Genomic DNA, 13,738 nt, shown 5'->3' on the forward strand with positions numbered 1-13,738 from the left:
AAAGGTGATTTAAGCAATGAGCGTAGGGATTGTTTCATACGGTACATATATCCCCAAATTCAGGATAAAAGTGGAGGATATAGCAAAGGTATGGGGTGATAATGCAGATATACTCAGTGCAGGCCTCATGGTGAATGAAAAATCTGTCCCGGATCTGGACGAGGATACTGTAACAATTGCAGTCGAGGCTGCAAGGGCTGCAATTTGTCGCAGCAGCCTTGATCCTTCCAGGATCGAGGCAATATATACAGGATCTGAAAGTCATCCCTATGCGGTCAAACCCACCAGTACAATAGTAGCTGAAGCGGTGGAAGCGACCCCTGAGATGACTGCAGCGGATCTTGAATTTGCCTGTAAAGCAGGAAGTGCCGGTATGCAGGCATGCATGGGATTGGTACAATCCGGTATGGCAGATCTGGGGCTTGCGATAGGTTCGGACGTATCACAGGGTGCACCCGGGGACGCACTGGAATATACCGCTGCTGCTGGCGGTGCGGCTTATATTATAGGCAACAAAGAAGAAGAAATGGTGGCAATAATCGAAGATACCTATTCTTTCACGACTGACACTCCTGATTTCTGGAGGCGTGAAGGTATGCCTTATCCCGAACACGGCGGACGTTTCACCGGAGAACCCGGTTATTTCAAACACGTCCTGGGTGCCGCAAAAGGTCTGATGAATAAACTTGGCACTTCAGCTGAGGATTACGATTATGCAGTGTTCCATCAACCCAATGGTAAGTTCCCCTCCAGGGTGGCAAAAATGCTGGGATTCAGTAAGGAAAAAATTGCTCCCGGCCTTGTGGTCACAAGATTGGGTAATACTTATTCCGCTTCATGCCTGATGGGTATTGCAGCTACTCTTGATCAGGCAAAGCCTGGAGACAGGATATTTGCCACAGCCTTTGGTTCGGGTGCAGGGGCAGATGCCTTCAGTTTCAGGGTAACGGATAAGATCGATAAGATCAGGGATAAAGCTCCCCTGGTAGAGGAATTGCTTGCAAATCCTGTCTACATGGATTATGCAATGTATGCAAAGCATAAAGGCAAGATAAAACGTGCATGAGGGTATAAAAATGAGAGACGTTGCAATTATCGGAAGTTATACTACCAAATTTGGTGAGATGTGGGAGCGCTCTTTCCGTGATATAGTTGTTGAGGCTGGAGTCGGAGCTCTTGAGGATGCCGGAGTTGGTGGAGAAAGTATCGACAGTATGTTTGTCGGTAATATGAGCGGCGGACAGTTTGTTGAACAGGAACATATCGGTGCCCTGATCGCTGATTATTCCGGTCTGGCAGCCGGTTTGCATGTTCCTTCCACCCGTGTGGAGGCCGCCTGTGCTTCAGGGGGACTGGCTTTCAGGCAGGGGATACAGTCCGTTGCATCCGGTTACAATGATATAGTGGTAGCTGCAGGCGTTGAAAAAATGACAGACGTTTCCTCCGTTGGCGCTTCTTCAGCCCTTGCGGCAGCAGCTGACCGGGAGTGGGAGGGCATGATGGGTGCCACCTTCCCGGGTCTGTATGCCATGATAGCCCGTATGCATATGCAGCAATACGGAACAACCAGTGAACAGCTCGCACAGGTTGCTGTGAAAAATCATAAGAATGGTACCAATAATCCAATCGCCCAGTACAGGAATAATATCACAGTGGATAAAGTGCTTAATTCCATTATGGTCGCTGACCCCTTGCACATCTTTGATTGCTCTCCGATTACTGACGGTGCAGCCGCTCTTGTGCTGGCTCCTGCCGAAGAAGCCCACAAATACACCGACACTCCGATATACGTAAAGGGGTCTGGACAGGCAAGTGATACTATAGCCCTGCATGACCGCCGCGACATTACCACTCTTGATGCGAGTGTCTATGCTGCAAAAAGAGCCTATGAGATGGCAGGAATCGGACCGGATGATATCGATGTGGCAGAGGTGCATGATTGTTTTACCATTGCAGAAATATGTGCCATCGAAGATCTTGGATTTGTCAAGAAAGGACAGGGTGGCAGATTTGTTGAAGACGGCAATACCGCGATTGGTGGCAAGATCCCAGTAAATACTTCCGGTGGCTTGAAGGCATGTGGTCATCCTGTGGGTGCTACCGGTATCAAACAGGCTGCAGAAATTGTCAACCAGCTTCGTGGAGAGGCAGGGAAAAGACAGGTAGAGGGTGCAAAGATCGGACTGGCCCATAATGTAGGAGGGTCCGGTGCGACTGCACTTGTACATATATTAGGCAGGGAGAGGTGATTCTAGATGTCTGTTGCAAGATTCTGGAGACAGCAGGTACAGAGATATAATCTCGTAGGTAACCATTGTAGAAACTGTGATGAATACTATTATCCTCCGAGGACTACCTGTCCGTTTTGCAGAAGGAACGGGGAGATGGAGGAATACAAGTTCAGCGGCAAAGGTGAACTTGTAACATATACGATAATCCATTCAGCAGCTGAAGGGTTTGAACACCAGACACCCTATGTGCTGGGTATTGTGAAACTGGAAGAAGGTCCACGTCTTACATCCCAGATCATAGCACAACCAGGGGATGTGAAAGTCGGTATGAAGGTAAGACCTGTGTTCCGCAAACTGGGTGAAAGCGGGGATAAAGGTATGCTCCATTACGGTACTAAATTCACACCGGCGTGATGAGATGCTTGAGGTAGAAGTAAAATCCCGTATCGACCTGTCTTATGCCCGTGAAGTTCTTGAGGGGCTTGATGCAAAATTCCTGGAGGCAGAGGAGCATTTTGATATTTACTACAATGCTCCGCACTGCGATTTTGCAGAAACGGACGAAGCTTTGCGTATACGTTCTGTTAATGACAGGCAGGTTTTGACCTACAAGGGTAAAAAACTCGATGATACCACCAAAAGTCGTGAGGAAATCCAGACTCCTGTGGAAGCAGAAGCCATGATACAGATTCTGGAAAGACTTGGTTTCAAAGAAACTGCGAGGGTCCAGAAGGTGAGGGATGTTTTCAAAATAGGTGACATCACCCTGTGTCTGGACGAGGTGGATTCCCTGGGTCAGTTCATAGAGTTTGAGATAATCTCTGATGCTGATATGGAGGAAAGTAAAAAACGCATTTTTGCGATGATGGAAAAATTCGGCCTGCAACCTGAAGATTCCATCCGTAAGTCCTATCTGGAACTGGTGATGGAATAAACTCCATCATCCAATCTGGGTTCCATTCTTTGCTTCTTTTTCCGGTGCAAGCAGAATTGCACCACCGTCTTCGTCCACTCCGGCAAGCACCATGCCGAAAGATTTGACACCGCAGAGTTTGGCAGGTTTGAGATTGGCCAGTACGATTACCTGTCTGCCCTTTACTTCTTCGGGGCTATGGGTCAGGGCAATTCCGGCAACTATCTGGCGTGGCGTTTCTTCTCCGATATCAACTTCGAGCCTGAGTAATTTGTCGGCCTTTTCGACCTTTTCAGCTTCGACAATGGTTCCTACACGCATATCGAGTTTACCGAAATCTTCGAAGGTGATTTCTTCGCTATCTGTCATTATTTGTTCTCCTTTCTTGCGGTTTTGTTTTTCATTGGCTTCTCTGACCCGCTGTGATGCAATGGCTTCCATCTTTTCGATGGTTTCATCCTCTATTTTCTTGAAAAGGATGGAGGGTTTGCTAAGGGGTGTACCCGATTCAACAGGCACGGTACCCTGGCTGTAGAGTGCTGTGTGTACATTGCTCTGCATACCGAGCTGTTTCCAGGCATTTCCGGCCTTTTCAGGTATCAGAGGTTCATAAAGCAGAGTAAGGGCTTTGCCGATCTGCATGCAGTTTTTGAGTACGCGGCCACATTCTTCTTTGTCTTCTTTTACCAGGTTCCAGGGTTCTCTGGACTGGAAATAGATATTTCCATAGGAAGCAAGGGTCATCACGCTGTCTGCATATTTCTTGAACTCATACTTTTCCATTGCCTCACTTGCTTTATCAATGGTATTCTGGATGGTTTCCATGACTTCATCATCCAGTTTTCCTTCGGGAACGGCCTTGAAGTTCTTGTAGGCAAAGAGCAATGTGCGGTAGAGGAAATTGCCGAAGACTCCTACAAGTTCTGTATTGGTTTTTTCCTGGAATACCTTCCAGGAGAAATTGAGTTCTTTGGTATGGGATGTGTAACTTGCCAGATAATAACGCAACAGGTCCGGATGGAAACCCTGTTCCATGTAGTCATCACCGACCCATACAACATAACCACGGCTTTTTGAGAAGGTTTTGTTCTCTATCTTTACCATACCTGATGCTACCACAGATGAGGCGGGTGAATAGTCAGCACCTTTGAGCATGGCAGGCAGGAATATACAGTGATGGTAGATTATGTCACCACCGATAAAATGTACTATTTCACCATCATCTTTCCAGTATTTTTCCCAGCTGTCACCGGTTGCGTTTGCCCATTCTTCAGTGAAGGCGATATAGCCTATAGGTGCATCCACCCATACATAGACGACCAGGTCATCACGCCCCGGGAACTTGACACCCCATTCGAGATTGCGGGTAATGCACCAGTCATCAAGTCCCTGTTTTACCCATCCCAGGGCATAGTTGCGGGCATTGGATGTACCGTCAAGTTTGTCAAGATATTCAAGCAAATAATCATTGAACTGGGATAATTTGAAAAAGAAGTGTTCCTGTTCCTTATACTCGGCAACCCCGCCACAGATGGTACAGACGGGATTTTTGAGTTCTCCGGGTTCCAGATGTTTTCCGCATCCCTGATCGCATTCATCACCCCGGGCACTTTCTGCGCAGTGCGGGCATTCTCCTTCCACATACCTGTCGGGGAGGAATCGATTACATCCGGCGCAATATGCAACCTCTATAGTTTTGGGATATACGTAATCGTTTTCTATTAAACGGTTCACTATATCATGAGTGCGGTTATGGTTTGTTGGGTCATCGGTTGTACCGAAGGCATCGAATTCGATACCCATTGACTTGAATGTCTCATCAAAATGGGTATGGTATTTCTTGATCAGAGCCTGAGGAGTAGTATTCTGTTCCTCAGCATTGAAGACGATGGGGGTGCCATGGGTATCCGAACCACAAACAAATGTAACCTCATGGCCCATTTTTTTTAATGAGCGTACAAATATGTCTGCAGGGATGTAGGTCCTTAGGTGACCGATGTGAGCCATTCCGTTGGCATAGGGTAATCCACAGGTCACAAGTATGGGTTTATCGGGTGAAAAGCGTGACATGTTATTTCTCCGTTTGTATCAATATTATCGGTAACAATGTGTTTGCAATGGATAGGTGACAATTATAAAATACATTTCGCTCCCTGTCTTAAGGAAGGTAAGGCGTGTCAGAAGGTATTTGAATATTCAGGAGAATATTTGCTTTTATATCGAGGAATACAATGAACGAAAACGATCCCACCAATAATGAAGAGGGCGAAAGTTTATCGGGCAATGAGCGGTTTCTTGCAGGCAGTGATAAATCATTTTATACGGAATTAGAAGATGATCCGTATGAAGAGCCTGTGCAGGAACAGCCCGTATCCGGATCGCCTCTTTTGTCCCCTCCTGATGAACCTGGCAAAGGCCGGATGGATGTTCCCCATACACCGCCTGAAAAAAAAAGTAACTTTGGTAAGTATGCCGCCCTTATTGCGGTCCTGTTTTTGATAATCGGTTCGAGTTTTGCAATAATATATTATTCAGCCGGAGGGGATTTTTATCCCGACAATAATAGGGTGGCTGTAATCTATATCCAGGGTACAATGCTGACCGGTAGTGTCCCTTCAGGACTGGGGTATGCTACATCCGAGAATATTTGTGCAAGTATACGTAAGGCAGTTGATGACAATAGTGTAAAAGCCATTGTGTTGCGGATCAACAGTGGTGGTGGTTCCGGCTCAGCCTCTGAAGAAATCAATACGGAGATAAGAAAAGCCCAGCAGGCAGGTGTGCCGGTTGTAACTTCCATGGGAGATGTGGCTGCCAGTGCTGCCTATCATGTATCTTCAAGTACCGATTTGATAGTTGCAAATCGAAATACTATGACAGGTAGCATAGGGGTAATCTGGACCTTCCGTAACATGTCTGCTTATTACGAGGAAGAAGGCATCGATTACCATGTTGCTAAATCAGGTGAGTTCAAGGATATGGGCGGAACATGGCGCGGTCTAACTGACGAAGAGAAAGAATATGCAGATCGTGTAATAATGGAAAATTACAATCTTTTCGTACAGGATGTGGCCCAGGGACGCAATATGACGGTCAGTGAAGTAAAGGATATAGCAGACGGGAGAATTTACACAGGTGTATCTGCCAAACGTATAGGGCTTATCGATGAGTACGGCAATTTCTATGATGCTATCGATAGGGCTGCTGATATGGGGGGAATTGAAGGAGAACCCACTATCTACTATGTGAACAAACCCTCTATCACAAACCTGTTATTTGGCTCGAAAGTACAGAATGATAATATTGCCGAGAGTTTTGTGAGTTACTATGAAAAATCTCCCTTTGGCAAACTTGCGTATTGAAGGTGTATTGGATGACAGGAGTAGGCAGGAATTTCATGGATGCAACCAAATTTGGTGAATTGGACCCCTCTCCTCAGATGCTGGGCCATTCCCCTCCGCCTCTCGAAATAGCACCAGGTGCAGACAAGTCCCTGATATCCTTTCCCGAAATTGGCGGTTTGGAAACGGATTCAGTTAATCTCAAAAGGGCAATTGAAACCCGTCGCAGTGTAAGGAATTTCACAGATTCTTCCATTTCCCTGCAGGATCTTGCCTGGTTGCTTTGGGCCACTCAGGGGATAAAAAAAGCAGTAAATGATGTGGCCACTTTCCGTACCGTTCCTTCAGCGGGCGCAAGACATGCTTTTGAAACCTATCTTTCGATTGGTAATGTGGAAGGGTTGGAGCAGGGTCTGTACCGCTATCTTGCCCTGGAACATTCGATTGTTGAGGAACAACAGGATGAGGACATTATGGCAAAGGTGGCCCGTGCCTGTCTGGACCAGCCTTTCGTGCGTAACTGTGGGGCTGTTTTCATATGGGTTGCTATTTCTGAAAGGATGACCTGGCGATATGGTGAGAGGGGTTACCGTTATTTGCATCTGGATGCGGGACATGTCTGCCAGAATCTCTATCTTGCATCGCAGACGGTAAATTGTGGTGTTTGTGCAGTTGCAGCTTTTAAGGATGATGAACTGAATTCCCTGCTTGGTCTTGACGGGGACAAACATTTCGTGGTGTACCTGGCGGCTGTGGGAAAACTGGATTGATTCATCCTATTTTATCCAGTTTCCAGCCCAGGTGTTCTTTTATTATCACATAAGCCATCTGTGGGGGGAATGCTCCCGCTTCGGTCACGATCAGGTCAATGTATTCTGATGGTGTGACATCAAAGGCAGGGTTGCTTATTTTTACATCTGGCATATCACCAAGTTTGTCTTTGGAAATGACTTCTTCAGGGTCGCGTTCCTCGATTTCCACCAGGTCGCCAAAAAGGGTAGAGGGGCTGAATTTGTAGGTCTCGGCTGCGGATATGAAGTTTACACGGGCTTCATGGGCTGCCAGGGCCAGCTGTGATGTACCTATCTTATTAACAAGAGCACCATTTACGGTAATTGAATCTGCACCCACAATGACAGTGTCCACATTTTTCATTGTATATCGCACTGCGGAATCTACGATGAGGGTTGTGTCTATTCCGGCGTCACTGAGCTCTTTTATTGTGATGAATCCCTGTCTGCGAGGGCGGGACTCGGTTGCATAAACTTTTATTCTTTTTCCCTGGTTGTGTGCGGTTTTTATGATTGCAAGGGCTGCGTGGGAATTACAATGGGTCATGACTGTATCCCCGTCACGGAGGCGTTTAGCACCGATCTCCCCTATGCTATCAAGGGCTGTGTCGGCGTTTCGGATAAATTCTGTGGCGTTATCCAGGATCTGGCTGCGTGCTTCTTCCACAGTTTCTGCATTATAACTGCCCGCCAGCATTACCGCATTGGGCAGGGAGACAGCTGTGGGTCGGGTTTCAATAAGAACGGATTTGGCTTTTTCTACTTTCGCTACAAATTCTTCAAAGGACGAAGTTTCCAGTGTTTCCACATAATCCCGCAGTGCCTTAGCAGCTGCAGCGGCAATCCTGCCTGCCCCGCGAATCTCCATTGTACGGATCTTTTCAGCCGTGTCGAGTAACTGCTGCATAGTTATTTGGATGGGATGTGGAAGGATTTATAGGTATTGTAACCATATACAGTTATTATATTTTATCAAAGTTCCTCCAAAAACTATAATATTTCACAGGATCAAATCGAAACAATCATGTCCGATGCACCAACTCACAACAATGATACCGAAGAATGCCTTTCTGAAGAGGAAGTGGAAGAATTGATGGTCAGGACTTCCAGAAAGCAGATTCGATCGGATTACCGGCGCAGTCTGGGTTCGGAAGCCAGCAGAAGATATTGTGACATAAATAACAAGAAGAACTAAAGGTTGGCAAAGTTCCTTATATTGCAAATACATACTTTTCTGCATGCCATCCATGGAATCAATCAATCCATCAACCGGGGAGCTGGTAGAATCCTTCCCGATGTACAGGTCAAAAGATGTCCGGGACAGCCTTGAAAACTCATATCAGGCATTTCTGGAGTGGAAATCCCTTGATGTCTATGGGCGGTGTGATTATCTGCGGCAGGTTGCGAAGGTGCTGCGCCGGCGCAAGCAGGAATGTGCACAGCTGATCACCCGGGAGATGGGAAAACCCATCAAACAGTCATTGGGCGAGATTGAAAAATGTGCCCGGACATTTGATTACTATGCTGACAGGACACCTTCCCTGATGGAGTCACGTGTGGAAGATACCGATGCAACCTATTCCAGTGTATTCTTTGAACCGATGGGTCCGGTTCTGTGCATAAAACCCTGGAATTTTCCTTTCTGGCAGGTGCTCAGTGCGGCTTCCCATATTCTGGCCGGTGGTAATACCATCCTGCTCAAACATTCATCCAGAGTACCGGCATGTGCCCTGAAAATCGAAGAAATAATGCAGCAGGCCGGATTGCCGGATGGTGTATTCCAAACTCTCCTGATTGATGGCAAGACAGCTTCATCCCTGATCTCCTCCGACAAAATTGCCGCTGTGTCCTTTACGGGTGGAACTGAAGCCGGACGCCGGGTGGCTGTGGAGGCGGCTTCATCCCTGAAGAAATACGTGCTTGAACTCGGAGGTAGTGATCCTTTCGTTGTCCTTGAAGGAGCTGACGTACAGAAGGCTGCAAAGGCAGCGGTTGCTGCGAGATTTATCAATGCCGGTCAAACCTGTATTGCTGCCAAGCGTTTTGTAGTGGAAGAGTCTTTGATGGAGGAATTTAAAAGACACTTCATTGAGCAAACGCGTAGTATGAAGATAGGTGATCCGCTGGAAGAGGATACAGATATAGGTCCACTTGTCCGGGCAGAAGAAATGCACAGATTGGGTTCTCAGGTGGCAGACTCCATTGAAAAAGGCGCAAAGGTTGAACTTGACGGTGGACTGATTGAAGGTGCGGGATTTTTCTATTCACCGGTTGTGCTTTCCGGAATAACTGCTAATATGGATGTAATGCGTCAGGAAACGTTCGGCCCTGTTGCTCCTCTGATCTCCGTGAAAGATGAAGCTGAAGCGATAAAGGTCGCAAACGCCACTCCCTATGGGCTGGGTGCAAGTATCTGGGGAGGTGATTCAGCTCACCTGCTGGAAATCGGAAAAAGGATTCAGGCAGGAGTTGTCGGGATAAACGGTTTCTTCAATCCGGAAGCATGCATGCCCTTTGGGGGTATGAAGCAAAGCGGGGTCGGCAGGGAGCTGTCTGATTTTGGCTTTTACGAATTCATGCACATCCGATCCCTGAAATCCTTCTAAACAAATCTAAGGTTAAAATTTCATCATCAGGGAGGTAAAATGCTTGAATCAGTCGGTAATTTCCACTCCGCCTCTTGTATCAAAGGCCAGGTATCCTTTAATGTTTGATGCTGCAGGTTTTGGTTGCGGGTAATTCCACGCACCGTCCTTCAGTGTGCTGTCTTCGAGAACAATATCATAATAACTGGCCTTGCCTTTCCAGGGGCAGACAGTTACTGTATCGCTGTCTCTGAAATATTCCATATTGACCGATTCCGGTGGGAAATAATGATTTCCTTCCACTCTCTCGGTAGCATTACTATCTGCAAGTACGACTCCTTTGTATTTTGCAACTGGCATATTAAATCCGCTCCTCTTGACAATATTGAATTAATTAATTTAAATAAGTAATCATCGTTTAATAGTCAAGTGAAAACATGAGTAAAACCAGTCTCAAAACTCTTGTGGAAACGGAAGTTCCTGCAGACCTTATAGAATATATCCCTAATCGATTTGATGTGGTGGGTGACATTGCAATTGTCAGTATTCCTCCTGAGCTGCGGGATTATTCTGAAATGATTGCAACAAAAATTGTATCCATGAGGGGCAATATCCGGACTGTACTTAACAAAGTAAGTCGGGTCAAAGGCGATCATCGTGTTTCAGATTTTGAAAGTTTGCTGGGTGGCAGTACTGTAACCACACACGGCGAATTCAAATATCGCTATCGTTTGGATCTCTCGGAAGTATTTTTCAATCCCCGGCTGGGTTATGAAAGGCACAGGGTAACATCCCTGGTTCTTCCCGGGGAAGATGTACTGGTTCCCTTTTGTGGGGTGGGTCCGTTTGCAATCCCTGCTGCTATAAGGGATATACGTGTTTTTTGTATCGAAAAGAACCGGCATGCATGTCACTGGCTGGCCGAGAATATACGGTTGAATAACTTTAAGGGAAATATCTATCCCATAAATGCAGATGCCCGGGATATTCCGGTTATTCTTGACATGAAGTTTGACAGGCTCATAGTTCCTACTCCTTATGGGCAGGATCATTTCTTTTCTTTACTCTCTCCCCTTTTGAAAAAAGGAGGTGTGATGCATTTCTATACTTTTAAGGTAGCCGAAGATATCGAAAAATCAAAACAAGCCTTTCAGGATGCAGGTTACGAAATAATTGGTGTGCGAAGATGCGGCAATGTAGCACGTGGTGTCAGCAGATGGGTGTTTGACCTGAAAAAGATCTGTCAGGCAAAAGGGTAAGGTATAAAGATGGCTTCTAAATAAATTATAACCGGTCTGTTATCATGTCACAAATATCAACTTCAAAACCAACTATTGTATGCTCCAGTATGGATGCTGCGAGTATGAACATAATGTCCCGCCTTCTGGAAATGGAGGAATGGGAAAAGCAATCCTTTGAGCCTCTTTATGAGGATATAACCAGCATATATGAATCCGGAAAGTTCCTGCTTGTGGAAGTTTCCATCCACCATATCTTTCAGGATGGACTGGACGACAAACTGGGCCAACTTGGATTTCTTCCTTCATGTTTCATTTTTGCTTCCAAACATAAAAGTGATGATGGCCGTAAACTTCTTACCGCCCACTTTACAGGCAATCCTTCGGAGGCAAAATTTGGTGGCTATCCCGGAAAACTTTCAATTGCTTATTCCTCTGCCCTGAAACCTTTACTGATGCAGATACAGTCCTATTCTGCAGGTATGGATTATGATGTGTCTATGGAATCCACACATCACGGGCCTACAGACCTGCAAGTTCCTTCCATCTATGCAGAGATTGGCAGTGGTCCCGCGCAGTGGGATGATAAAGGGGCCGCAGAAGTACTTGCCCGGGCCATACTTACCTTCAATTCCCGGAAATTGCCAATAGCTCTGGGATTTGGGGGTGGGCATTATGCAGCCAGACAATCTGAGATTGTTCTTAGCAATAATGTGACCTTTGGCCATAATATTCCTTCCTACCAGCTGGAATTTGTTGATGAATCTCTTTTTAGCCAGGCAGTGGGTAAGTCGGGTGCGGATTTTGTTTATATGGACAGGAAAGCCATTTCTTCTTCTGACAAAGAGCATCTGCATGACCTTACCCGGCAAAATGGGCTGCTGGTTTTGAGGGAGAGTGATATTCAGCAGATTGGAAATATCCCCTGGGCTATTTTCAAGAATATCCTGATAAGATCCAGGGGCATAGAGCCCACTACACCACCGTTATTTACAGATGTTCTCAGAAATGATCTGGAAAATTCTTCACCCGATGTAGTCCCGGATCCAGTTGAATTGGTCATAGATGAAAGACTTGTCCACTATACCTGGAAGAGTAACCCGGACAGTTTCCTGAATATGCTGCAGAAATTTCCGCTTGTATATCTGCAGAGGGACAACGGAACGTATAGAGGTTCTTTCCTGTTATTTGAAAAGAAAGATGCAGAAGACTTGCAGACTCAGATTATAGATGAATGCATTAAAATACTAAAAGAACATTATGAAATTGAGTATATTAGAGAGGACAATCTATTGTATCTTACCTACCGGAAATTCAATCCGATAAAAGCGGAGAGTATAGGCGTTCCCGGAGGACCTCTGTTTGGTAAACTTGCCAGGGGAATTCCTGTTGAGGTTGATGGAAATATTATCCATCCGGATATGGTTCATGAGACAATTACAAAAGATCTTGTCCTGAAAAATATGATTCGTTGAATTCATGATTATCTTTGTGCTCGTGGAGGAAATTGAGTATGAAATCCATTGTTGAAGAGGCATTAGCTCGCTCAGCAGAAGAAAGACAAGTAAGTGCCGAAGCATCGGAACCGAAGGATGTCAATGCGGAGATAGAAGCAGTTTTGAAAGGTATGCATACCAATATTAAAGTTATTGGATGTGGCGGAGGAGGTTCGAACAGCGTCCAGAGGATGACGAATGAGGGAATTAAGGGAGCACAACTTGTAGCCCTCAATACTGATGCTCAACACCTCTTGGATGTTAGTTGTGATAATAAGATACTGATCGGCAAGAAAAAGACCCGTGGTCTGGGTGCCGGCAGTCTCCCTCAAATTGGAGAGGATGCTGCACTTGAAAGTATTGATGAACTCACTGAAGTGGTCGAGGGTACCGACATGGTATTCATCACAGCAGGGCTTGGTGGAGGTACCGGGACCGGTTCCGCAGCTGTGGTAGCAGAGGCTGCCAGGGATGCAGGTGCTCTTACCATTGCTGTTGTAACTCTGCCTTTTGCAGTAGAGGGAGAGGTGCGCCGTACCAATGCTGAAGCAGGACTGGAAAGACTCAGGGATGTTGCCGATACTGTAATTGTAGTACCCAATGACAAACTTCTGGAAGTAGTGCCACGTTTGCCTTTGCAGGCCGCATTCAAGGTTTCGGATGAAGTGTTAATGAGGGCTGTAAAGGGAATTACCGAACTGATAACCAAACCCGGTCTTGTTAACCTTGACTTTGCCGATGTACGTACCGTCATGCAGAACGGTGGCGTTGCCATGATCGGTCTGGGAGAGGCTGATGGTGATAGTAAGGCCAGTGAATCCGTACAGAAAGCATTACGCAGTCCACTTCTTGACGTGGATATCTCCGGTGCAACCTCTGCACTTGTTAATGTTGTCGGTGGTCAGGACATGACTGTTTCAGAAGCAGAAGGAGTAGTTCAGGAAGTCTATAGCAGGATAGACCCTGGTGCAAGACTCATATGGGGTGCACAGGTCGATCCGGATCTGGAACACACAGTGCGCACAATGATAGTTGTGACTGGTGTCAAATCACCGCAAATATATGGCCCGGGCGGAGCAAAGAACGTTACAAGGAGATATGGAATAGACTTTGTGGGATGATTTCCTGCATTTTCTATTTTGG

Annotated in this window: 14 protein-coding genes; 11 read left to right on the forward strand and 3 right to left on the reverse strand. The window is 46.2% G+C overall.

Features of this window, described 5'->3' with window-relative positions; all coding sequences use genetic code 11:
• The first annotated feature begins 16 nt into the window (after positions 1-16).
• Genes CP947_RS07220 through cyaB form a run of 4 tightly spaced genes read left to right on the forward strand, consistent with a single transcriptional unit; the run spans position 17 to position 3,165 of the window.
• The gene (locus CP947_RS07220) at positions 17-1,066 is read left to right on the forward strand and encodes a hydroxymethylglutaryl-CoA synthase (RefSeq protein ID WP_096712549.1); all 1,050 of its coding nucleotides are present in this window, start codon (positions 17-19) and stop codon (positions 1,064-1,066) included.
• Between the two features lie 10 nt (positions 1,067-1,076).
• Positions 1,077-2,249: a thiolase domain-containing protein gene (locus CP947_RS07225; protein WP_096712550.1), complete on the forward strand. Its 1,173-nt coding sequence runs from the start codon at positions 1,077-1,079 to the stop codon at positions 2,247-2,249.
• A gap of 6 nt (positions 2,250-2,255) precedes the next feature.
• Complete coding sequence (locus CP947_RS07230; RefSeq protein WP_096712551.1) at positions 2,256-2,645, forward strand: Zn-ribbon domain-containing OB-fold protein; 390 nt, start codon at positions 2,256-2,258, stop codon at positions 2,643-2,645.
• Positions 2,646-2,649: 4 nt separating this feature from the next.
• Positions 2,650-3,165: a class IV adenylate cyclase gene (gene cyaB / locus CP947_RS07235; protein ID WP_096712552.1), complete on the forward strand. Its 516-nt coding sequence runs from the start codon at positions 2,650-2,652 to the stop codon at positions 3,163-3,165.
• 6 nt (positions 3,166-3,171) lie between these two features.
• Here cyaB and metG read toward each other — a convergent pair whose 3' ends face one another.
• Positions 3,172-5,214, reverse strand: a complete 2,043-nt coding sequence (gene metG, locus CP947_RS07240) for a methionine--tRNA ligase (RefSeq protein ID WP_096712553.1) — start codon at positions 5,212-5,214, stop codon at positions 3,172-3,174.
• A gap of 161 nt (positions 5,215-5,375) precedes the next feature.
• Here metG and sppA point away from each other — a divergent pair, with 161 nt between their 5' ends.
• The gene (gene sppA / locus CP947_RS07245) at positions 5,376-6,506 is read left to right on the forward strand and encodes a signal peptide peptidase SppA (RefSeq protein WP_096712554.1); all 1,131 of its coding nucleotides are present in this window, start codon (positions 5,376-5,378) and stop codon (positions 6,504-6,506) included.
• 11 nt (positions 6,507-6,517) lie between these two features.
• Entirely contained in the window at positions 6,518-7,255 is a 738-nt protein-coding gene (locus CP947_RS07250; protein WP_096712555.1) for a SagB/ThcOx family dehydrogenase, read from the forward strand.
• A 1-nt stretch (position 7,256) separates the two neighbouring features.
• Here the strand turns inward: CP947_RS07250 and CP947_RS07255 are convergent, their stop codons facing one another.
• Positions 7,257-8,183 carry a ribose 1,5-bisphosphate isomerase gene (locus tag CP947_RS07255; RefSeq protein ID WP_096712556.1) on the reverse strand — a complete coding sequence of 309 codons (927 nt, stop codon included), beginning with the start codon at positions 8,181-8,183 and terminating at the stop codon, positions 7,257-7,259.
• A gap of 117 nt (positions 8,184-8,300) precedes the next feature.
• On the opposite strand from CP947_RS07255, the gene CP947_RS10550 reads away from it, so the two are divergent.
• Both CP947_RS10550 and CP947_RS07260 read left to right on the forward strand, forming a co-directional pair.
• Positions 8,301-8,471: a hypothetical protein gene (locus CP947_RS10550; protein ID WP_164909057.1), complete on the forward strand. Its 171-nt coding sequence runs from the start codon at positions 8,301-8,303 to the stop codon at positions 8,469-8,471.
• Between the two features lie 52 nt (positions 8,472-8,523).
• Positions 8,524-9,882, forward strand: a complete 1,359-nt coding sequence (locus CP947_RS07260; protein WP_341539141.1) for an aldehyde dehydrogenase family protein — start codon at positions 8,524-8,526, stop codon at positions 9,880-9,882.
• Between the two features lie 48 nt (positions 9,883-9,930).
• Here the strand turns inward: CP947_RS07260 and CP947_RS07265 are convergent, their stop codons facing one another.
• Positions 9,931-10,221 carry a DUF427 domain-containing protein gene (locus CP947_RS07265; protein WP_096712558.1) on the reverse strand — a complete coding sequence of 97 codons (291 nt, stop codon included), beginning with the start codon at positions 10,219-10,221 and terminating at the stop codon, positions 9,931-9,933.
• Between the two features lie 77 nt (positions 10,222-10,298).
• Between CP947_RS07265 and CP947_RS07270 the strand changes: the two genes are divergently transcribed.
• From CP947_RS07270 to ftsZ, 3 genes are read left to right on the forward strand one after another with little or no spacing between them, the layout of a single operon-like run.
• On the forward strand, positions 10,299-11,120 hold the full coding sequence (locus CP947_RS07270) for a class I SAM-dependent methyltransferase (protein ID WP_096712559.1): 822 nt from the start codon (positions 10,299-10,301) through the stop codon (positions 11,118-11,120).
• Between the two features lie 44 nt (positions 11,121-11,164).
• A complete protein-coding gene (locus tag CP947_RS07275; RefSeq protein ID WP_096712560.1) occupies positions 11,165-12,574 on the forward strand; it encodes a D-aminoacyl-tRNA deacylase in 1,410 nt (469 codons plus the stop codon).
• A 38-nt stretch (positions 12,575-12,612) separates the two neighbouring features.
• Positions 12,613-13,716: a cell division protein FtsZ gene (gene ftsZ / locus CP947_RS07280; protein WP_096712561.1), complete on the forward strand. Its 1,104-nt coding sequence runs from the start codon at positions 12,613-12,615 to the stop codon at positions 13,714-13,716.
• The last annotated feature ends 22 nt before the right edge of the window (positions 13,717-13,738 follow it).

It is taken from the genome of Methanohalophilus euhalobius, from assembly GCF_900215215.1.
In the GTDB taxonomy this organism is placed as follows: domain Archaea; phylum Halobacteriota; class Methanosarcinia; order Methanosarcinales; family Methanosarcinaceae; genus Methanohalophilus; species Methanohalophilus euhalobius.